This window comes from Hyphomonas beringensis, assembly GCF_000682755.1.
Lineage (GTDB): Bacteria > Pseudomonadota > Alphaproteobacteria > Caulobacterales > Hyphomonadaceae > Hyphomonas > Hyphomonas beringensis.
This window is the reverse complement of the sequence record NZ_AWFF01000040.1, coordinates 14609-35900: the sequence shown is the minus strand read 5'-3', so window position 1 is coordinate 35900 and position 21292 is coordinate 14609. Positions and strand designations below refer to the sequence as shown.

The following is a 21292-nucleotide window of genomic DNA, read 5'->3' as shown; positions in this document are numbered from 1 at the left end:
AGAGTAGTATTCAATGCGACAGACGGTATCTTAAAGGTTTTTTTGACGTGATTTCCCACAACTCCAAACGATTGAAGTTGCGCGGTAGTGTCGTGCAAGAAACGAGTCTTCTCGATGCGACACTTACGGCTATTAGCGATGCGGTCGTGCGAGTCGATGAGCGCGGCGCAATTGAATATTTAAACAACTCAGCCTCCGAAATGTGTGGCATAGAGATTGATGATGCCCAAGGACTCCCCTTTGAAGTTGCCTTCAAGCTGGTGGGGCAGAAAGACCGTCCCCTTGAGCTTCTGAAAGGGTTTGAAGGGCATCAATCACTGCCTGCCAAGCTTGTAACTTCGCGATTGGTGGCGCGAGACGTACAGGTATCGACAGAGCGCCAGTATTGTCCACGCGGGAAGCCTAGAGGACTACTTGTCGTACTGCGAGATGTCACAGATTTGAAGGTGAGTCAGATTGCGTTGGCGGAGTCTGAAGCATTGTTCCGAGAAGCGCTTGATCATGCACCCATAGGCCTTCTGGTTATCGATGGAAACAAGCTGATCTCCTTCGCTAACCGCGTCGCTGGCAAGATCACGGGACTGCCTGTGGCCGACTTGGTGGGCAAACCATTTGCTGATATCGGTATACTGAACGGATTGGGAGCGGAAAGGATCCGTGCGTGTAGCCAATCTGAGGCAGAGGATGAGATAGGTCTCACTTACGAGGTATCAACCCCAAAGGGAGAAGGAGAGGAAATCCGCTTGCGCATATGCATCAGGCATGTCCGCGACGGCCGCGGTGCTGTGCAACACTCCATTATGCGCATGGAGGACGTAACCGCTGAATATCAACATAGTGAGGCGCTACATAAAGCAAATGAACTGGCGCAGGTTACTATTTCATCTGCCAGTGAGGGAATCGTTTGTACAGACGAAAATGGTCTTATCACACTGTGTAACCCGGTTGCCATGAGATTGATTGGACGGGAGAAGAATGATGTCCTCGGTCGGAGATTCGGCGATCTCTTCAGGCTTTTGAGCAATAGGGAGGGGGATGATACGGCCAACTGGGTGGATCGCGTAATCGCTCGCGGTCAGTCGGTGAGATTTCACTCCATGCTCGAGCTCGTAGTCGCGGGGGATAAAAAACAGCCCGTCAACATGTCGATAGCACCAATGCAAAGCGCGGACGGGAGGCCCATCGGATCGGTTGCTCTCCTGCAGGATGCTTCTGACATCATTGCCCTCACGAAGAAGTTGAGAAGCCAGGCGTATACGGATGAAATGACCGGATGCCATAACCGGCGATCATTCGAAGAGCGTTTGAGGGAGAAGGTAAATGAGCGTGAGCGGCGCAACTCGAAGGACTTTCTTTTGTTTTTGGACCTTGATCATTTCAAAGCTATCAATGACCTCTGTGGTCATCGGGTTGGGGATAATGTGCTCCGCGACGTTAGTAAAATGCTCCGTAAGAATGTTCGGGAGTCGGATTTGGTTGCGAGGATTGGGGGGGATGAGTTCGGTATTATCTTGTACGATACTGACAAGGTCCGAGCCCGTGGGGTCGCAGAGAGACTTGTTTCAGAGGTAAGCGCATTTCGGCTCAGTCATAATGAGCGGGTCTTCCGAATAGGTGTCAGTATAGGGATGGTAGAAATTCAAGACCAACTGGACATTGAAACGGCAATGACCCAGGCGGATACAGCCTGTTATTCGGCAAAGAACTCCGGGCGCGGCAGGGTTTGCGACTTTGAGGAAGTGGCCGAGGATGTTTCCGAGACCCAAGAGAGCCGGAGTTGGTACCATCGCCTTTTAGAGGCTGTGGAAGAGAAGCGAATTATCCTGTTTCTTCAGCAAATTGTATCCAAAGGCGGACGTTGTGTCGGGTATGAGGCGCTCATGCGATTGCGGGAGAAGGGCGGTATTTATAGTCCTTGCGACTTTCTAGAAAATGCACGTCGTGGCGGAATAATTCCAGTGCTGGATCGGGTCATGTTTGAGCATGTTATTCAGGTCCTGCGCGATGAAGAGAAATCCGCACTTTTTGGAGAGGGGCAGTACATTTCTGTCAACCTGAGTGCCTCATCAATTGCTGACCCTGCCTTTCGAAATTGGCTGGAAGACGTCCTTGATCAGAATATTGATTTGGTGGAGAGGATCTGGTTTGAGCTTACTGAGTCTGAGCGTATGCGCTGGACTCCTCAGGAGAAGGCATTCCTGGAATCTCTGCGAGCTAGAGGCGCCAGATTGTTTTTGGACGATTTTGGTACTGGATACAATTCGTTTGAAGTTCTCAAAATTATGAACGTTGACGGATTGAAGCTTGACCATTCTGTTATAAAGGATGTGATAACGAGTCCTGTCGATCAGGCTCTTGTTGGTGCGGCGTTGGGAATATGCAGGCATCTTGGTCTGGAAATTGTTGCAGAAGGCGTCGAGACTAGTGCAACGGCATCCTTCCTCGCGAGCTTGGGGGTGCACAAATTTCAAGGTTACTATTTCCACTATCCTGAAGAGGTAAGTACGGTGGAAGCCGGGTACCCATACTCAGGAAGCGTGGAAAAATCGGTTGATGTGCCTGCTGTCGGATAAGGTCAGTTATCTGAACTTTAGCGTCACCCTGCCCTTCCCCCTTAAAACTGCACCTAATTGATCTTAGTGGTCTTGGCTGTTCAAGAGGGGTTTGTGATGGCTCGGAGCGGCATTCGGACGAGGACGCCTTGCAGCTGTTGTGTGAGGTAGAGGTTTCTCTTGCTGACGGGCTGGATGCTGTCTCGACTTGCCGTGCGTTAGGTGTGCCAGATGCGACCTATTATATCTGACGCAAGAAGCTTGGCGGTATCGGGCGAGTATAACTGACCCGAGAAACGATCTCTGGATAAGGAGAGCGCAAAGTCTAACTTTTCCGAATTTATAACGCATTGTTTTTTTATATGATCTTGGCGATCCCGGCGCGATTCGAACGCGCGACCTACAGATTAGGAATCTGTTGCTCTATCCTGCTGAGCTACGGGACCGCTTGGGATAATGCTATAAGGCAAATGGCGGCGGGGTTGAAGACGCCGATTGCGCTTGGCCGGAATGTGCGGCGTGCTAGGAGTGGAGCGAGATAGGAGGTTGGGAGCAAAGTGGGCGTTTGGCGAGTGCTCTGGCTGATGTGCGCCCTTGCGGCATGTGGCAAGGCGGACCCGATGCAGGGGCTGGAGCCGGGCGAGCATGGCCGGGTTGTGCGCGTCATCGATGGGGATGCCTTAGTGCTGGATACCGGCCAGAGTGTGCGCCTTATTGGCATAGAGGCGCCAGCGCGTCCCTACAAGGACCGCGAAGGGCAACCTTACCATGAAGAGGCCAAACGCCTCTTGGAAGACATGGTGCTCGGCCGCGAGGTGCAGCTGCATTATGCTGGCCTGACGCGGGACAGATATGATCGGGCGCTTGCCCATGTGCGTACCACCGATGCGTTGGGCCCGACGCTTTGGCTGAATGCGGAAATGATCCGACGCGGCGGCGCGCGGGTGCGGGTCTACCCGGATACCGCGCTTGCAAATGCGCCACTGCTTGAGCTGGAGGAGGGGGCCCGTGAGGCCAGGGAAGGACTGTGGAAAATGCGCGCCTACCGCATACCTCCAGCAGACAAACTGCCAGACGAATTCTCAGGGTTCCAGATTGTGAGCGGCCATGTCACCGGCATGGAGGGGGCCGAGAGCGCTTACTCTGTGTGCGACCTCATTCTGGTAGGCTCGCCGTTGAGATTGAGTCTTTCAAAGTCTGCCGCCAGTCTGTGTCAGGAGGCGCAGGGCCATCAGATTCGCGCCCGCGGCTATGTGCGTGAGGGGAGAATGGAGATCTCCCATCCGCTGGATCTGGAATTGCTTGGCCCGGTTCCGGACTAGGTGCCCGGCAGAAGGCCCGCTTCGTCCGGATCGCCGACAATACGTTCAAGGGCACGGCGCAGCTTTCCCAAGGCCTGATGTTCAATCTGACGTACGCGTTCCTTCGAAATGCCAAGTTCCGTGCCGAGCTTTTCAAGCGTGACGGAATCCTCGCAGAGGCGGCGGTTCAGGATGATATGCGTTTCGCGTGCGTTCAGGGCCTTGAGGGCGTTGGCAATCCATTCCTTCCGGCGTGTCGTATCGCGGGATTCCATGACCTGTTCGTCAGGGCGCGCGGATTCATCTGGCAGCAGATCCTGCCACTCGCCATCGCCATCCACCGCGATAGGCGCATTCAGGGAGCGGTCAGAGGCTGACAGGCGGGACGCCATGGATTCCACATCGCGTTCCGGCACACCCAGATGCTCGGCGATCCAAGTCTTGTTCTCTTGGGTCATCACGCCATCGCCCGTATCATCAATCTGGGCGCGCAGGCGCCGCAGATTGAAAAAGAGGGACTTCTGGGATGATGTCGTGCCGGTACGGACGATAGACCAGTTGCGCAGCACATAATCCTGTATGGAGGAGCGGATCCACCAACTGGCGTAGGTCGAAAAACGAACTTTTCTATCGGGCTCAAACCGGGCCGCGGCCATCATCAGGCCGACATTCCCTTCCGAGACGAGGTCTGGCATGGGCAGGCCGTAATGGCGGAATTTTGCTGCCATCGCGATGACGAGGCGCATATAGGCCCGCGTCAGTTCGTGCAGGGCGTTTTCGTCTTCTGCTTCCCGCCAGCGCCGGGCAAGATCAAGCTCATGATCCGCCTCCAACATGGGGGCTTTCATGGCTGTCTTCACATAAGTTCGGTCAGCAGGTCCATTGGAACTATAGGCATTGGCCATGGCCGGTCCTTTCCTCCTGCAGTGTGACTATTGCCAAGGTAACACACCCTCTACGGTCTACAGCGCGTAACGGATCATATTCGTTCCCCATTTTGATCACATTCCTGAGAGCGCGGCCGAGCTTGACCCGTAGAAGCGCTCGGGATTAGGTTCGGATTGAACATTAAGGGAACAAATAGCGTCGTGATACCAGATCAACGCCCCGCCGATATGCCTGATAGCCGTGCCGCAGAGATTGTGCGTGGCACAATGCGTCTGCTGGCGGGGCTTGGCTTCCATGGCGTCACGGAAATGACGCTGGCCAATAATCGCCGGGCAGACATTGCTGCGCTTGGGCCTGCCGGAGAGATCTGGATCATTGAGGTGAAATCATCGGTCGCTGATTTCCGGTCTGACTCTAAATGGCCGGATTACATGTCCTATTGTGACCGGCTATTTTTCGCCGTGGGGAGTGATTTTCCACAGGAATTAATCCCGGACGAGACGGGCCTGATCGTGGCAGATGCCTTTGGCGGCGCGGTGATCCGGGATGCGCCGGAAGAACGGGTTGCTGCGGCTCGGCGCAAGGCCGTTACCCTGCGGTTGGCGCGTCTTGCGTCCATGCGCCTCATGCAAGCAGCTGATGCTGGCTGGACGGTGGCACCTGCTTTGCTTACGTGACGCTTATGACAAGCCTTTCCTTTCCCATCGCAAAGACCCTGCAGGATGCCCTGAAGCCTGACGCACAGGCGGCGCGCACGCGTGCACAGGCCGAGGCCATCGCCGAGGGAGAGGTGATTCAGGAGCTGGCTGTAGACTGGCTGAACGTCACTGAAGAAGAGGCCACCGCCTATTTTCAGGCTGCTAATAGCGAGGAAACACCGGCCCAAGGTTATCTCCAGCGGTATGAGGACAATGAAGGCAAACCGGTCCTCGCCGTCACTTGGTGGAAGATCGCGGATCCAAAGGCCCTGAAAGCCAAGGCCAAAAAGGCAGTCAAAGAAAAACCGGCGACTGAAGAGCCGCCGGTCGAAGATCATACCGATGATCTGTATTTCCGCTCCGGGAGGACCAAGCCGCGCCGAAAGCGCTACATTGATCCCCGCCAGATGGATCTGTTCAAGAAGAGCTAGATCAGACCTTTAACGGTATCCGCCACATGTTCGGCCGTGATGCCGAAATGCTTGTAGAGGTCGCCATAAGGGGCGGACGCGCCAAAGCTGTCCATGCCGACAAAGCCGCCCTTCGGGCCGATCCAGCGATCCCAGCCGATGCGCACACCAGCTTCGACGCCCACTTTCGGCAGATCGCCGCCAAGCGTCTCACGCTGATACTTTTCATCCTGCTGGGCGAACAGTTCCATGCACGGCATGGAGACGACGCGAACGTGGATTTTCTCTTTTGCCAGCTCAGCCTGAGCAGCGAGAGCGATTTCCACTTCGGACCCTGTCGCGATCAGAACAGCCGCCTCGCGGGACTTAACGCCCGATGGAGAGAGCACATAGGCGCCCTTCTCGCAGAGGTTTTCGTCCGTGTGCTCCTTGCGGGCAGGGGTCAGGCCCTGACGGGTCAGCGCCATGGTGGACGGGCCGTTCTCGCGGTTGACCGCGATTTCCCAGCACTCTGCCGTTTCGACACCGTCTGCCGGGCGGAAGACCAGCATATTCGGCATCACGCGCAGGGAGGCGACCTGTTCCACCGGCTGGTGGGTTGGGCCATCTTCGCCGAGGCCAATGGAATCGTGTGTCATCACATGGATCACACGGGCCCCCATCAGGGCGCCCAGACGGATGGCTGCGCGGCTATAGTCCGCAAAGGCCAGGAAGGTGCCGGAATAGGGGATGATGCCGCCATGCAGGGACATGCCGTTCATCGCGGCCGCCATGCCATGCTCGCGCACGCCATAATGGACATAGCGTCCAGCCCAGTCTTTCGGCGTCATCGGGCCGGTGACGGCAGTCTTGGTATTGTTGGAGCCGGTCAAGTCGGCTGAACCGCCCACCATTTCCGGAACATAATGCGTCAGCACTTCAAGTGCCGCGCCGCTCCATTGGCGGGTGGCTTTTTTCTCGCCGCCTTCGACAACAGCTTTCTTGTGCTTGATGATCGCCTTGGAGAGGTTTTTCGGCAGGCGGCCTGCAATGGCGGCGTTGAACTCGCCCTTGTGCGGAGACGCCATCAGGCGTTCTTTCCAGGCCTTGCGCGTGTCCTTGCCGCGCTCGCCGACTTTCTTCCAGGCTTTCTCAATCGGGGCCGGAACCTCAAACGGCTCATGTGGCCAGCCGATATTCTCGCGGATGCCCGCCACTTCTTCGGCGCCGTAAGGCCCACCATGGGCTTTGCCAGTGCCTGCCAGTTTCGGTGCGCCGTAACCGATGATGGTTTTGATGGCGAGGAAGACAGGTTGCTTCTGCTTTTGGGCCCATTTCAGGCCAGCTTCGATGTCTTTCGGATCATGGCCGTCCACCTTGCGCGTAACCCAGCCGGCCGCTTCAAAACGGGCGCACTGGTCGGTCGAGTCGGCAACATCGATATTGCCGTCAATGGTGACGGAGTTGTCGTCCCACAGAACGATCAGGCGGTTCAGCTTCATATGGCCGGCCAGCGTGATCGCTTCCTGGCTGACGCCTTCCATGAGACAGCCATCACCTGCGATGACATAGGTCTTGTGGTCAACCAGATCGTCGCCAAAGCGTGCATTCAGGTGGCGCTCTGCCATGGCCATGCCAACGGCAGTCGCAATGCCTTGGCCAAGCGGGCCGGTGGTCGTCTCGACGCCCTTGGTGACGAAGTTTTCCGGGTGACCCGGTGTGTTGGAGCCAAGCTGGCGGAAGTTGCGGATGTCATCCCGGCTGACGGACTTATAGCCCGTAAGGTGCAGCAGGGAATAAATCAGCATGGAGCCATGGCCGGCAGACAGGACGAACCGGTCACGGTCCGGCCAATCAGGATTTGATGCATCGAACTTCAGGAATTTGCGGAAAAGCACCGTGGCGGCATCCGCCATTCCGAGGGGCAAACCGACATGTCCTGACTTCGCCGCCTCGACGGCATCCATGGACAGGGCGCGTATGGCGTTGGCCATGTCGCGGTTCGTGACAGCCATTCTGCTGGTCTCCTTTGATTGCGAGTGTCGTAGGCCAGACTACGGGCCTTGCGTCAAGCCGCTTGGCGGATTGAAATAATGTGGTTACTTCATTGTGTATATGAGTGAAATCGATCCAGCCATTCGCCAGCTTGAAAATGCTTTGACAAGATTGGAGGGCGCGCTCGACAGCCTGATGGCGCGAGCGGGCGATCCGGACGTGGTCAAGGCTGAACTTGCCGCCCTTGTATCAGACCGTGCCCAGCTTGCTGATGAGCTGGATGCTTCGCTGGCGCGTGAGCGCGAGCTTCAGATTCTTGCCGATGAGGCGAGCGCGGCGCTCGGCTCTGCCATTGAAGAAGTGCGCGCCGCAATAGGCCGCGGAGAGGGGCAGTCCGGTGGCTAAGGCAGACATACAACTTCGCGGCAGGTCCTATTCCATTGCCTGCGCGCCGGGACAGGAAGTGCGGATTGAGGCCTTGTCCAAGCAGCTTGACGCGCGCGTGAAACAGATCGCCGGTGCCGTCGGGGATATTGGCGATGAGCGCCTGCTTCTGATCACGGCTCTCGCGCTGCTGGATGAGCTGGACGTGGCCAAACGCACCGGGCCCGGTACAGCGCATAGTGAGGCGCGTGCAGCAGAGGCATTGGTCAAGGCCGCTACGCGCATCAACGAGCTTGCCGCCCGCATGGAAAGCGGCAGCTGACGTCCCGCGACGCTTTGCACATGGCAATGCACGCCCGGGGCACTATGCTTGACCTATACACAGCCTAGGAAAGGCCGCCCCAATGCAATCCTTCCTGATGATCGCTTTCTATGTCGCGATGGTCGTTCTTCTGATCATTCTCGGGCTCGGCGTGGCAAATCTTGCCCGTACTGATGGCAAACAGGCCAGCCGCTCCAACAAGCTGATGCGCATGCGCGTCATCGTGCAGGCCATCGTCATTGTGCTTCTGGTCGCGCTGGGCCTTGCCATGGGCGCCATCAAGATCGGTTTCTGAGGCAGCTATGGTCAAACTCGACAAGATCTATACACGCTCTGGTGACAAGGGCAAAACGCGGCTTTCGACCGGAGAGCCGGTCGACAAGTGGAACCCGCGCGTCATTGCCTATGGCACCGTGGACGAAACCAATGCCGCGCTTGGCGTTGCGGCCCTGCATGCCGATGGGGACATGCTGGCCGCCATTCGCCGCGTGCAGAATGACCTCTTTGATCTCGGCGCAGACCTTGCCACGCCTGACAGGGGCAAGCCTCTGGAATGGACGCCGCTGCGCATCATCGAAACGCAGGTGAAGCGCCTGGAGACCGAGATTGACGTGATGAATGAATCCCTCGCGCCGCTCGACAGCTTCATTCTTCCGGGAGGCAGCGCCTTGGCGGCGCAGATGCATGTCGCTCGCACGCTCTGCCGCCGGGCGGAGCGGGAAGTGGCAAAGCTGGCTGCTGACGAGGCAGAAACGCTGAGCCCCGAAGCGCTGGCCTATATCAACCGCCTGTCAGACTGGCTGTTCGTGGCCGGACGCGTGGCGAACAATAATGGCGCCGATGATGTGAAATGGGTGCCTGGCGCAAACCGCTAGGCCCGCTGGGCGTCGCGTACTTCTGCCATCAGGCCGAATAGCTCGATGACGGGCGTCACCACGCCGTCTCCGCGATATTCCCTGTACAGTGTATCGACATTCACGGCGATCCTCTCGGCATCGCCCCAGCTTGAATAGTCATCCAGCGCGATATCCAGCGCAGCGTCACGTACGCTGAGGCCGGCATCAAAGCGCTTGCGGGCTTCGCGGTCCACATAGGCCAGATAGTCCGCAACACGGCGTACCCCGACCTTGTCCGTGATCGGGCCATGGCCCGGCACAATGACATCCACATCCATGTCACAAATCTTCTCGCAAGCCTGGGTCCAGTTTGACACCGGCCCGGCCCACATCAGCGGCGTACCGTCAATGAACAGTATGTCACCGGTGAACACCGTTCGGTCGGCCGGTACATGCACCAGCACGTCACCTGCCGTGTGTGCGGGACCCACCTCGATCAACTCGACCGCTTTGTCGCCTACCTGCAGGCTCATTTTGCCGGTGAAGGTTTGTGTCGGCGCGCGCTCTTCCACATTCTCGAAATCGAACGGGCCGAAAATATCGGCGAAATAGGTGCCAGCCGGGCCGAGCTGTCCGCCCATTTTCTTGAACTGGGCCAGCATGGCGGGCGGCACTTCGACCATTTCCTTCGCGCTCGCATCCGAAGCGATGATCTCCGCATACGGACAGCACCCATTGCCATGGCAGTGATCGCCATTGGCATGGGTGTTGACGATTGTGCCGATCGCTTCGGCGCGGACGCCGGAGGCATCCGCCATGGCATCCAGCATGTCGCGCGTCAGGTGCATGTCGAACAGCGTGTCGACCAGCAGCGACTGGTCCCCGTCGACAATCAGGCCGGCATTCGACCAGCCCCAGCCGCCATCCGGTTGCAGCCAGGCATAGAGGCCATTGCCCAGATCTTTCAGGCCGCGCGTATAGGTCCAGCGTTCCGCCATGTCGTTTCCCCGATTCTCATATTTTGCCCCAGAAAGCAGGGAAGGGGCCTGTGCACAAGCCATGCTATTTGCGGAACATGCTGACCAGGCCGCCACTGGTTAGGATGGCCACATCGGCCAGCGCCGTTGCTACGCCGCGGGAATTGGAGGTCGCAAGATAGAGCGGCTGCCATTCCGGACGGAATTTCTGCTTATAGGCCCGCAGCCCCTCAAAGCCATACACGCTGCCGGCATGCTCGTAGATGAAGGTTCCGAGCCGGCTGAGCGCTGGGGCCAGGCGATGGCTTTCAAGGCCGGCCAGCGGCGCCATGCCGAGGTCAAAACTCTCCCCACCCTGATCTTTCGCCCATAGCAGCAGCTGGATGAAAAGATACTCCATCACGCTTTTCGGTGCATCGGAGGAAAACCGCATCAGGTCAATCGCCCGGTCGCGCTTGCCGGCGCCTTCCCAGATATTTGCGAATGCCACGATCTCATCGCCAACGCGTGCGACCCCGATGGGAGAGCGCGCAATATAGTCCGGATCAAAGCGGCCAAGGGAGAAGCTTTTCTCCGCGCCCTCATGCACTAACAGCCAGTCCTCTGACACGGCGATCAGCTGGTTCATCACGCCGGGCACGTCTTCTACCGGGATGACGTCAAAGCTCAGCCCATCGCGCTCGCCCCGGCGGACCGTCTGGCGCAGGCCAGACCGGGCAGGCCCTTCCAATGAGAAGGTCGTCAGCGGAATGACCGCCGTCTCTCCCACCTTCTGAACCGTCAGGCCAAGGTCTGCGGCAAGTGGCAGGAAGTCCCGGCTGACGGAATAGAAGACGATGCTGCACCCGGCCGCGTCTGCGGCTTCCCGAAATGACCAGACGAGGGAGGGGAACTCGTCCGGGTCTCCGACGGGTTCGCTCATCGCGATCCAGCTACGTCCGCGCGGGGCGAACATGATGAAGGAATTGCCGCTGGGGCTGAAATGGAATTGCTTGTCCCCGGACAAGGCCAGTGCGGCATCGGGCCGGGCAGCCTTTGCCGCGCTGATCAGGCTGGCAATGGCGTCTGTTGGCACTGGGGCGTCTGCCTGTGCCGGTGTCTTTACGGGGCGCAGCCAGTTCCAGACAAGGAAGAGCAGACCCAGCGCGCTGACGCCGCCAGCGGCCCGCAGGAAGCGGGAGGTACCGCCATGCAGCGCAAATTGCCACCAGAGTTCATCGCGATACTCGACGTGTTCATAGGAGAAAAAGCCAAGCCAGATCGCCGCGCCAATCGTGGCGGTGATGGCCAGCACGCCGACGGGGGTCAACTTGACGGAAGACAGCGGCGTCGCGCGATAGAACGCACCGCGTGACAGCGCCAGTACGGCCAGCACGACTGCCAGCGGTGCAGCTTCTCCCAGCGTCGCGCCTTTCGCCAGGGTCAGCCCGATACCAAGCGTCAGCAGGATAAGTCCTGCCGCCCAGGCATGGCTGAGTCGCCGGGAAAGTCCGTTTGCAATGATCAGCAACAGAAAGCCGACAATGGATGCCAGGAAGTGGGAAACCTCAATCACCGGCACGGGAAGGAAGCGTGCCGCTTCCTGCAGGGCGCCGGGCAGGGCAGGCGTCATTGCGGCCGCCAACATGTAGGCACCGCTTGCAAAGGCCAGCAGTGCGAACAGTGGCGGGGTGAAGAGGTCCGCGAGGCCTCCGGCGCCGCTGCTCACACCTTTCAGAACATGCTTATGGGACTGCGCAAACGTGCTGGCGCCAAGGCCCAGCCCGGCCAGGGCCAGCGGCATCAGATAATAGATTCCCCGGAACAGGATCAGTGCCCCGATCACAGCCTCAATAGAGTGGGACGGTACCAGCAAGAGGATCACGGCATCGAAAGCGCCGATCCCGGCGGGCAGGCCGCTCAGGCCTGCGGCCAGGCAGGCGAGGGCAAAGATTGGCAGGAAGGCCGCAAAGCCCAAGGGCGTACTTTCCGGCAGAAGCAAATAGAGAACCAGCGCAGCCATGGACCAGTCCACAAGGCTGGCAAACAGGCGATAGAGCGCGGAGCCAGGCGTCACGCCGGTAATGGACAGGCTGCGCCACAGCAGCCCCCCTGCGCCCGCCAGACAGACCATGCCAATCACAACCGACAGGATAATGGGCATGCCATAATGCCGTTGAAGGGGACCCGGTTCCAGCAAAAGACCGGCGGCCGCGATGGTCAGAGCACCCACATAAAGGCCCAGCCGTTTGATGCGCACAAACAGCGCGCAGTCTTCGGGGGGCAACCCCGCCTGCAAATAGATGCGTGTCTGCAGCGCGCTGCCCAGCAAGACAAGGCTGCCCACAGTATTCCCTACCGCATTGGAGGTGAAAGATGCGAGGGCCAGATCCTGGCGTGGCGGTCTGGCCGTCAGATGGCGGAAGGCAATGAAATCCTGCAGGCTGAGCGCGGCATGGCCCAGCAATGTTGCGATGATAGCCGCCAAGAGTATGCCCGGGGAATACGCATTGAGATGCGCGTAAACCGCATGCATTGAGGCGCTGCCCAGTTGGGTATGGATCACATAAATCGCTGCAATGAAGGCAATCAGGGCCCAGAAGGGAGCAGCACTTTGCCAGGCCGGACGCCTGCGTGCTTCGGGGGTGAGAGGCGTGTCTTCCGGGTGCAGGTCTTGCGTCGGTGTCATGTGTCTGGCCTAGAATCTGTCGAGCAGTCGTCTCAAATATTCGCGTTCTTCTTCGTCATCAGTCTGATTATATCGCCGACGCAGCTCTTCCAGAATATCCTTGGCGCGCTGGCGCTCAGTCTGGTCCGGAATGGTAACTTGTTCTCCACTATTGCCTGCACCGCCAGCGGGCCGGCCGAGGGGATCGCTTTCAGCGGCGCTCTCTCCGGTGCGCTCCTGCTGCAGCGCGTCGAGACTTTGCGCCAGATCGCGAGCGACAGCCGACAGGCCATCGGTGGCGAGTTCCTGATTCCGCGTGGCGCGGTTTTCATCGCCCTGCTGAAGGGCATCCTCGGCGCTGCGTTGTGCCCGGCGAATGGCTTCCAGCGCATTGGGGTCAATCTTGCCTTCCAGGGCATTCTCGCTTCCTGCGCCTTCGCCGAGGCCGTTCTGGCGGGCGAATTCCTCCACCAGACGGCCGAGCCGCGCCTGACGGTCTGCCAGGCTCTCGCTCTCACCGGGGCCTTGGCCCTGGCCATCGGTTTCTGCAAAGTCGCCGCTTCCGCTGCCGGGGCGTTCGCCGCCTTCCTGTCCTTCCCCGCCGGGGGAGGCCGTCTGCCCGCCGCTGGATTCGCCGCCGCCTGGCTGTCCGCCCTGCTGACCGGGTTGTTGCCCAGGCTGCTGTCCAGGGTCTTGTCCGCCTTGCTGAGACTGGCCGCTTTCGCCAGGGCGTTCGCCGCGCTGCTGGGCCAGTGTGTCATCATTCAGCTGGCGCTGCTCGCGCAGGATTTCGGACAGCCGCCGCATGGCATCTGTCAGTTCCTGTTCCTTCGGGGGCAGATCTTCCTGCTCGCCGTCTGCTTGCTGTCCCGGCAGGCCGGGCATTCCACCAGAGCCGCTTCCACCCTGCTGGAATTCCAGATTCTGCAGCATGTTGGTGATGTCAGACAGCAATTGCCGGGCCTGATCCGTTGCGCCGGTCTCGGTCAAATCCTGCAGCGCGTTCAGCATGTCCTCAAAATCCTGCCCACCCAAATTTGGCGCGCCAGCAGAGGCTTCGCCATCCATCGGCATTTGCGGGGCTTCCCCGCCATTCGCCATCGCCTCAGCCATGCGGGCGGCAAGATATTCATTGGCGGCGTCCCGGAAGGCTTCCATCCGCTGACGGATTTCATCTTCAGAGGCGCCATCGCGTAGGGCCTGTTCCAGGGCGCGCCGGGCGGCCTCCAGGCGGCGCAGGGCATCGGCTGCACTGCCATACTCGGCGCGTAGGGCCAGCGCCCATAACAGGGGATCCACCTGTTCGGCCTCTGCTTTCGTGCCTGCAGCGGAAAGGATGCCCTCTGCTGTGCGGAAGGTCAGGTACACGCCCTGATCCGGCAGGTAGCGCTCGCCTTTGTAGGTCATCGCGTCCAGCATCAGGGCGGCTTTCTGAATGTCAGGTGGGGCGGCATCCAGACGGTTTGCGGCCTGCGTATTGACCGCGTCCTGTTCAAGCGCCCCGTCATTCTTCGGCAGCTCTTCATAGTCGCGTGGCTCTCGCAGCACGGTCACGCGGACTTCCTGCGCCACGCGGGCAATCGGATCCAGGAACAGTTTTTCCGGCAGCTTGAACTCAACCTCGTCGCTCATGCCCTCCTGGCCTGCGCCATCGGTGGCGACCAGGCGCATCTTGACCGGCAGGCCGGCCCAGCGATGACGGGTCAGATCCAGTTGCGTGGTCTCCGTCACCTCGGTTGGGACAGTGCCGGGAAGGGGAACAGGGACGCGGTCTTCTGCCTCCGGCGCAGCAGGGTTTGGCTCCTTCAGACGGATCACCAGTTCCAGCTTGTTCACGCCATAATCGTCAGCGGCAGACCAGGTAAATTCTGTCCGGTCCTGCCGGCCCATTTGCGGGGCTTTCACAAAGCGCGTCGTTGGGGAATCGTCAGGCGAGGCCAGCAATTGCCAGCTTGCCCGTTCGCCCCACCAATTCACGGAGAGGCGGGTATCTTCCATGATCTTCGCGCGCGCTTCATAGGCGCCGTCCGGCGTCGCTTCAAAGGTCTGGCGCCGCGTTTTGTCTCCGCGCAGCACCAGTTTCGGAGCCGTGGGGGCTTCAGTGCGCAATGTGACTTCAGAGCCTTCCGGAACCCGTACATCATTCAGGCCTGGTTTCAGGAAGATCGGTGCGCGGCCCGTATGCTCCGGCGGCGTGATCCAGGCTTCGACCACCATATTGTCCGCGCCGACAAGCGCGCCATAATCCGGGAAAAAGGCCCGTTGCAGGCGGCCCGGAATGTCCGGTCCGGCAATGATCGCCATCAGCACGATAAGTCCCGGCACAATGAAGCGCATCCGGTAGGGGTCAAGGCGCTGCCAGTCCGCCTTCAGGGAGGGCGGCTTCAGGCGATCAATCTCGCGATACAGGCGGGCGCGGTGCTTCTGCCACAAGGCATAGGCGCCGCGCGCCGGGTCTGCCGGGCGGTCTGACAGGGAAGAGACCGGTCTCAGATCAGACTGGCTGTCCAGAACGGCGGCGGCCTCGGCCCGGCTCGCCGGCGAAAAGCGGCGCCAGCCGCGCACAATGAACACGACGGACCCAGCCAGGAAAATAAGGGTCGTTACCGCCGCAGCGGCGCGGTTCATCCGGTCAAACCCTCCGGCCAGCGCAATGGCCATGAAGGTGCCGATGAAGACCAAAAACGGCCACCAGGTCCGGAAAAAGGCAAGCAGCGTCAGCTTCCGCTGTGTGGCGGAAACCTTCGCGTCTAACGCTTTCATGCCGTCGGGGTCAGCCAATCGGGCACCTTTTCCAGAGCAATCATCTCCTCAAAGTCCGGGCGGCGGCGGATAATGTCAAATGACGCTCCGTTTACCAGAACTTCCGGGACAAGCGGGCGGGCATTGTAGGCGGATGACAGCACAGCGCCATAGGCCCCGGCTGACATGAAGGCGATGCGCTGGCCAGGCTGTAGGGCAGACAGGTCCCGGCTCTTGGCGAATTTGTCTGTCGATTCACAGATCGGGCCGACGACATCATAGGTCTTGCGGTCCGCGTCTGCGCCGCTTTCGTCCAGCGGCAGGATGTCATGATGGGCATCATAAAGCGCCGGGCGGATCAGATCATTCATGCCGGCATCAATGATCAGGAAATTCGTGTCCGGGGCCTGTTTTTCATACAGAACCGTACTTAGCATCACGCCGGCATTGCCGGAAATTACACGGCCTGGCTCCAGAATGACCTGAAGTCCCATACCTGCAGTGACCTCGGCAATCATCGCAGCATAGGCCGAAGGTGGCGCAGGATCATCGCCCGCCTTGTAGGGAATGCCTAGGCCTCCCCCCAGATCCAGGCGCTGGATATCGTGTCCTGCCTCGCGCAGGCGGCGCGTCAGGCCAATCACTTTCTCAAACGCGGCACGCATGGGCACCAGATCGCCGATTTGGCTGCCTATATGCACATCCACGCCGACCACCCGAATGCCGGGCAGGCTGGCCGCTTCGGCATAGAGTGGCTCTGCATCGCTCCACGGCACACCGAACTTGTCGCCCTTTTTGCCGGTAGAGATGTTGGGGTGGCCGCCCGCAGCAACATCCGGGTTCACGCGTATGGCAATCGGGGCTTCCAGATTGTTCATCGTGGCGACTTCGGACAGTCGACGCAGCTCGCCCGCGCTTTCCACATTGAACTGATGGATACCGGCCTGCAGGGCCAGGCGCATTTCCTCGGCTGTCTTGCCGACGCCGGAGAACACGATCTTGCTGGCGGGAATGCCTGCTTTGAGGGCGCGCTGCAGCTCGCCGCCGCTGACAACATCGGCGCCGCAGCCTTCACGGGCCAGGGTGGAGAGCACGCCAATATTGCCATTGGACTTCACCGAAAAGGCGATCAGGCAATCCTGTCCCTCAAAGGCCGACGCGATAACGCCTGCATGGCGCACCAGCGTGGCGGAGGAATAGACATAACACGGTGTGCCGACTTCATCGGCAATCCGGTTCAGATCCACATCCTCACAATGAAGCCGACCGTCCTTATAGGTGAAGTGATGCATTTAGTCTTTGATCTCGCCAAGGCCGCCATCATCGACGGACGTTGTAGGTTTGGCCTCAGGAATGACGCCGCCCCATTGATTTGTAACGGGTTCTTCAGGCTGTGTCAGGTCCAGATTGCTGGCCACGGCAACGGGCTCATAGGCCTGTGCCTGCGGGGTGACCGAATAGGTGGTGACCGCAGGTTCGCTTTGGCAGGCGGCCATCAGGCACAGGCCGGTCAGGCCGGCGGCCAGCCGCACGGCAGTCAGACGGTTTGCAGGAATCATGAGGTCTCCTTACGTCCCGCCCAGCAGCTCGTCATCTGCATCTTCTTCTGCGGCGGCATCCTCGTCAGGACGATCCGGCAGATCGGGCAGTGTCCCCTGTTTCTGCTCGGGCAAGTCGGCAGGGGCGACATCACCTTTCGGATCACCCCAGAGCGGGCCGGGACGTTCAAGGTCTCCGGTCAGCCCGCACGCCGCCAGATTGGCGGCAGCGATCAATGCAGCGGAGAGGAGAAGGGGGCGTTTCATCAATGACTACTCCAGTCGAAGTCTTTGTTTCCACTGTGTCACCTGTTCAGTGACGCGAACGGGGCTTGTAGCGCCATAAGATGTCCGAGATGAGGCAGAGGCCTCAACCGTCAGCACATCAAATACGCTGTTATTGATATCCTTATGGACTGCCTGCATTTCGTCCAGAGACAGGTCTGCCAGATCGCAGTTCTTTTCTTCGGCCTTGGCCACCAATTGCCCGGTCACATGATGGGCCTCGCGGAAGGGCAGGCCCAGCTCGCGCACCAGCCAGTCGGCCAGATCGGTCGCCGTGGAGAAGCCTTTCGCGGCAGCGGCGCGCATGTTTTCCGGTTTGAAGTGGATTGTTTCGATCATTCCAGTCATCGCGCGGACGCACAGATTGAACGTGTCGAAGGCTTCAAAGGTCAGGCGCTTGTCGTCCTGCAGATCTTTCGCATAGGCCAGCGGCAGGGCCTTCACTGCGCCTTGCAGAGACATGTAGAGCCCTGAAATCAGGCTCGCCTTGGCGCGGATCAGCTCGGCGGCATCCGGATTGCGCTTTTGCGGCATGATGGAGGATCCCGTCGACCAGGCGTCGGTCAGCTGGGCAAAGCTGAACTGCGCGCTGGTCCACAGCACAATCTCTTCGGCCAGGCGGGACAGATGCGTCGCCGCGATAGAGAGGGTCGCGAGGGCCTCAAGCGCAAAGTCACGCGCTGAGACCGCATCAAGAGAGTTCGCCATCGGCCGGGCAAAGCCGAGCGCCTCGGCCGTCATGTCCCGGTCAATCGGGAAGCCGGTACCGGCCAGGGCTGCTGAGCCCAGAGGGCACTCGTTCAGCCGCTCTGCGCAGCCCAGAAGGCGGGAGCGGTCGCGCTCAGCCATTTCGACATAGGCCAGCAGATGGTGCCCCAGCGTGACCGGTTGCGCGGTCTGCAGGTGGGTGAAGCCTGGCATGACCGTCTCGGTGTTCTCGCCCGCACGCTTAACCAGTGCGCCTTGCAGGCCAGCGACCAACTGCATGGACTCGTCCAGCGCGCCGCGCGTCCACAGGCGGAAATCAGTGACCACCTGATCGTTGCGGGAACGCGCCGTGTGCAGGCGTCCGGCAGGTTCGCCAATCAGCTCTTTCAGGCGCGCTTCGACATTCATGTGAATGTCTTCCAGTTCGCGGCGGAACGGGAAACTGCCATTTTTCAGTTCTTCCAGAATCTGATCCAGGCCCGCCTGAATGGCTTCATTATCGTCTGCGGAAATGATGCCCATCTCCGCCAGCATGTCAGCATGGGCGCGGCTTCCGGCGATATCTTCCTGGGCCATGCGGCGGTCGATATCGAGAGATGCATTGATCTCTTCCATGATCTCGGAGGGGGTCGCGGCAAAGCGTCCGCCCCACATTGTCTGGCCTTTGCCTGTTGTCACTGCCATATCCCTTCAAACTAGCATTGGAGACTGAGCCTGATGACCCGTCTGGCCTATATCGCCCTCTTCTTGGTCGGCCTGATCGCAATTGTCTATGCGCTGATGAGCGCAGCCGGCGGAAAAGCCCCGGAAAACAGCCTGGAGAAGTTCGCGGTAGGCGAAATCCAGAAGCTCGATTTTTCCAAGGCGGGCACCCCGGCCGCTGAAGCGCCCTTCTATCTGCAAGATGGCACCCCTGTCACGCTGCAGGACTATAAGGGCAAGGTGATCCTCGTTAATTTCTGGGCGACATGGTGCGCGCCCTGCGAACGCGAAATGCCATCCCTCGGCGCGCTGCAGACCGCGCGGGGCAGCGACAAGTTCGAAGTCGTCGCGATCAGCGTCGATTCCGAAGAGGATAAAGCCTATGCCGCCCAGCGCCTCACGGAACTCGGCGCCAGCAATATCGACTTCCACATAGTCACGCCGGAACAATATGAACTGGTCTATGACAGCGGTGTTCAGGGCTTCCCGACAACGATCCTGTATGATGCGGACGGTAAGGAAGTTGCCCGCCTGGCCGGCGATGCGGACTGGAGCTCCATTGAGGCGATCGGCCTGATCGATAAGCTAGTCCAGAATTGAGGCCTGCAGCTTCACGCGGGAGGCCTGGGTCGCCAGCAAGGCGGCCGGGGCCACCGCGCCAGACATGATGGGCCCGTCGCTGGGCCACATGCGCACCAGCAATTCGGCTTCCATCTGCAAATCATTGGCCCCTTCCAGCTGATAGGCCAGGCTGCGCGCTTCTGCGGCCAGTCCATAGGCCAACTCATAATGGTGCGCCTCGCTGATGGCGGAATCCCTCACGCCCGCGTCATATTCCTTCACGCAATTATCCATCAGGAAACCAATCAGGGCGGCGGGATCATTTTCTGTCAGGGCGAACATGTCTGCCAGATGGGCGTCTGCGGCGGCAAGGCGCGCATCAATATCCTCAGGCGGTGCGCCTGCTTCAATCGCCAGGGCGATATTGTCGAAGCGGCTTGTGTCAAAGCCGATGACCTGCAGGGGCGCGCGTTCTGTATCGGGGATGTCTGTGCCGATATGGGAGAAATGCCAGACCGCATTCTCGGTCTCGCCAGCTTCATAGAGGGCCTGACCTGCCGCCAGCTGGGCGGCCGCAAAGGCGAGGCGCTTGTCAGCGGACAGGACGCGGATCGTCTCATCCGAGTTGATTTCTGTCGCATCCTGTCGCGGGCCTGTCTCTTGTGGCGCATAGGATGATGGGCGCTGAGGGCCGGCATCCCCGCAGGCTGTCACGAGGCTGAGGCCCAGAAAAGCGGCGCCGAGGGTGGCGGTATATAAGAGGGGTGGGCGCGGCATGGGCGTCCTCCTGCAGTCGGTCTTCAGGGGGTGAAGCCTAAGCGCTCCGCTGATGATCGCAACCGCTTTGCAGTCACTCTATGGCGTGAGGGACTTTGCGGCGCGCTTGTATCTGGGCGTGCACCAATCCGGTTTCGGATCGCCGCCATCATAATCCCAGGCCTGGTGCGTCCCGGCGGCGATTAGCGTTTTTGCCAGATCCTGGCCATCAATGCTGAGATCCACGACGAGGCGATCATAGCGGTCCGGCCCATAGTCGTTGGTCACGGCAACCGTCTTGCCTTCTGTCAGGTCCAGCACCTTTTCCTTGGCCAGATAGCCAAGCTCGCGTTCGGACTCGCAATCGGCGCCGCCAATCTGCTTCGGGCTGCGGGTTTCCGGCGCATCGATGCCGTGAAGACGGAATTTGGTGCCATCGGGAAGCCGCCCGGAATCGCCATCCGACCAGTAGACAATACCGTCCTGCTCTTCAGGTTCATAATCGGTCATCGCCTGTGCGGCCAGCGCAATGGCGGCGGCCACCCCGGCCAGAACGGCCACCGAGGACAGGATGGGTTTGAGCTGCGATGCGAATGACATGGCTTACCTCCGTAAGTATCGGAGGCAGGCTGGGGCAGCGTGGTTAAACCGCGGTTAAGCAATCGGGCCGGCGGCCCTGTCTGACAAAAGTGTAAGGTTCAAAACGAAAAACCCCGGCTTAAGAGCCAGGGCTTTCCCACTATACGCATCACGCGAAGCGAAGAACGCTTACATGAAGCCTTTGAACTTATCTTTGAAGCGGGAAACGCGGCCACCGCGGTCCAGCATCTTGCCGTCGCCACCGGTCCAGGCCGGGTGAGACTTGGAGTCGATGTCCAGAACCAGGCGGTCGCCTTCGCTTCCGAAAGTGGAGCGCGTCTGGTACTCGGTGCCATCGGTCATCACTACGGTGATGAAGTGATAGTCGGGATGACCTTCTTTTTTCATGGCCTTCGCCTCTCTTGAACTCTA

21 protein-coding genes and 1 tRNA gene are annotated in these 21292 nt (G+C 59.7%); 9 read left to right on the top strand and 13 right to left on the bottom strand.

Translation table 11 applies throughout. The annotated features are described in order from the left end of the window. Positions 1-47: 47 nt before the first annotated feature. Entirely contained in the window at positions 48-2573 is a 2526-nt protein-coding gene (locus tag HY29_RS10080; protein WP_034796458.1) for a sensor domain-containing protein, read from the top strand. Positions 2574-2921: 348 nt separating this feature from the next. Here HY29_RS10080 and HY29_RS10075 read toward each other — a convergent pair. Next, a tRNA-Arg gene (locus HY29_RS10075) sits at positions 2922-2998 on the bottom strand. Positions 2999-3109: 111 nt separating this feature from the next. On the opposite strand from HY29_RS10075, the gene HY29_RS18485 reads away from it, so the two are divergent. Further along, positions 3110-3874: a thermonuclease family protein gene (locus HY29_RS18485; protein WP_155838281.1), complete on the top strand. Its 765-nt coding sequence runs from the start codon at positions 3110-3112 to the stop codon at positions 3872-3874. On the opposite strand, the gene HY29_RS10065 is transcribed toward HY29_RS18485, so the two are convergent. After that, positions 3871-4758: an RNA polymerase factor sigma-32 gene (locus HY29_RS10065; protein WP_034796456.1), complete on the bottom strand. Its 888-nt coding sequence runs from the start codon at positions 4756-4758 to the stop codon at positions 3871-3873. The two genes, HY29_RS18485 and HY29_RS10065, sit on opposite strands and share 4 nt — an antisense overlap. Positions 4759-4968: 210 nt before the next feature. Here HY29_RS10065 and HY29_RS10060 point away from each other — a divergent pair, with 210 nt between their 5' ends. Beyond that, complete coding sequence (locus HY29_RS10060; RefSeq protein ID WP_034796454.1) at positions 4969-5418, top strand: MmcB family DNA repair protein; 450 nt, start codon at positions 4969-4971, stop codon at positions 5416-5418. 5 nt (positions 5419-5423) lie between these two features. After that, positions 5424-5870, top strand: a complete 447-nt coding sequence (locus HY29_RS10055; RefSeq protein ID WP_034796452.1) for a hypothetical protein — start codon at positions 5424-5426, stop codon at positions 5868-5870. On the opposite strand, the gene tkt is transcribed toward HY29_RS10055, so the two are convergent. Continuing rightward, on the bottom strand, positions 5867-7843 hold the full coding sequence (gene tkt, locus HY29_RS10050; protein WP_034796450.1) for a transketolase: 1977 nt from the start codon (positions 7841-7843) through the stop codon (positions 5867-5869). The two genes, HY29_RS10055 and tkt, sit on opposite strands and share 4 nt — an antisense overlap. A 100-nt stretch (positions 7844-7943) precedes the next feature. On the opposite strand from tkt, the gene HY29_RS10045 reads away from it, so the two are divergent. From HY29_RS10045 to HY29_RS10030, 4 genes are all read left to right on the top strand, one after another. Further along, entirely contained in the window at positions 7944-8228 is a 285-nt protein-coding gene (locus tag HY29_RS10045; protein WP_034796448.1) for a DUF4164 family protein, read from the top strand. Then, positions 8221-8529, top strand: a complete 309-nt coding sequence (locus tag HY29_RS10040) for a cell division protein ZapA (protein ID WP_034796446.1) — start codon at positions 8221-8223, stop codon at positions 8527-8529. The genes HY29_RS10045 and HY29_RS10040 overlap by 8 nt, the downstream gene beginning before the upstream one ends. Positions 8530-8611: 82 nt before the next feature. After that, positions 8612-8824, top strand: a complete 213-nt coding sequence (locus tag HY29_RS10035) for a twin transmembrane helix small protein (RefSeq protein WP_034796444.1) — start codon at positions 8612-8614, stop codon at positions 8822-8824. Between the two features lie 7 nt (positions 8825-8831). Next, positions 8832-9404: a cob(I)yrinic acid a,c-diamide adenosyltransferase gene (locus tag HY29_RS10030; RefSeq protein ID WP_034796443.1), complete on the top strand. Its 573-nt coding sequence runs from the start codon at positions 8832-8834 to the stop codon at positions 9402-9404. Here HY29_RS10030 and HY29_RS10025 read toward each other — a convergent pair. The 7 genes from HY29_RS10025 to argH form a co-directional block, all read right to left on the bottom strand. Further along, positions 9401-10363, bottom strand: a complete 963-nt coding sequence (locus HY29_RS10025) for an MBL fold metallo-hydrolase (protein ID WP_051601398.1) — start codon at positions 10361-10363, stop codon at positions 9401-9403. The two genes, HY29_RS10030 and HY29_RS10025, sit on opposite strands and share 4 nt — an antisense overlap. A gap of 64 nt (positions 10364-10427) precedes the next feature. Then, entirely contained in the window at positions 10428-13010 is a 2583-nt protein-coding gene (gene mprF / locus HY29_RS10020) for a bifunctional lysylphosphatidylglycerol flippase/synthetase MprF (protein ID WP_051601397.1), read from the bottom strand. 9 nt (positions 13011-13019) lie between these two features. After that, positions 13020-15770, bottom strand: a complete 2751-nt coding sequence (locus tag HY29_RS10015) for a DUF4175 domain-containing protein (protein WP_034796441.1) — start codon at positions 15768-15770, stop codon at positions 13020-13022. Beyond that, positions 15749-17023, bottom strand: a complete 1275-nt coding sequence (gene lysA / locus HY29_RS10010) for a diaminopimelate decarboxylase (RefSeq protein ID WP_034796439.1) — start codon at positions 17021-17023, stop codon at positions 15749-15751. The genes HY29_RS10015 and lysA overlap by 22 nt, the downstream gene beginning before the upstream one ends. After that, positions 17024-17290, bottom strand: a complete 267-nt coding sequence (locus HY29_RS10005; protein WP_034796437.1) for a hypothetical protein — start codon at positions 17288-17290, stop codon at positions 17024-17026. It lies immediately after the preceding gene. A 9-nt stretch (positions 17291-17299) separates the two neighbouring features. Further along, on the bottom strand, positions 17300-17536 hold the full coding sequence (gene lptM, locus HY29_RS19535) for an LPS translocon maturation chaperone LptM (protein ID WP_051601396.1): 237 nt from the start codon (positions 17534-17536) through the stop codon (positions 17300-17302). Between the two features lie 6 nt (positions 17537-17542). After that, complete coding sequence (argH, locus tag HY29_RS09995; protein ID WP_241765180.1) at positions 17543-18946, bottom strand: argininosuccinate lyase; 1404 nt, start codon at positions 18944-18946, stop codon at positions 17543-17545. Positions 18947-18979: 33 nt separating this feature from the next. On the opposite strand from argH, the gene HY29_RS09990 reads away from it, so the two are divergent. Further along, positions 18980-19564, top strand: a complete 585-nt coding sequence (locus tag HY29_RS09990) for a TlpA family protein disulfide reductase (protein ID WP_034796435.1) — start codon at positions 18980-18982, stop codon at positions 19562-19564. Here the strand turns inward: HY29_RS09990 and HY29_RS09985 are convergent. From HY29_RS09985 to rpmE, 3 genes are all read right to left on the bottom strand, one after another. After that, positions 19550-20302: a hypothetical protein gene (locus HY29_RS09985; protein WP_034796433.1), complete on the bottom strand. Its 753-nt coding sequence runs from the start codon at positions 20300-20302 to the stop codon at positions 19550-19552. The genes HY29_RS09990 and HY29_RS09985 overlap by 15 nt on opposite strands. 78 nt (positions 20303-20380) lie before the next feature. Further along, positions 20381-20881, bottom strand: a complete 501-nt coding sequence (locus HY29_RS09980) for a thermonuclease family protein (RefSeq protein WP_034796431.1) — start codon at positions 20879-20881, stop codon at positions 20381-20383. Positions 20882-21049: 168 nt separating this feature from the next. Further along, positions 21050-21268 carry a 50S ribosomal protein L31 gene (rpmE, locus tag HY29_RS09975; RefSeq protein ID WP_034796429.1) on the bottom strand — a complete coding sequence of 73 codons (219 nt, stop codon included), beginning with the start codon at positions 21266-21268 and terminating at the stop codon, positions 21050-21052. Between the last annotated feature and the right edge of the window lie 24 nt (positions 21269-21292).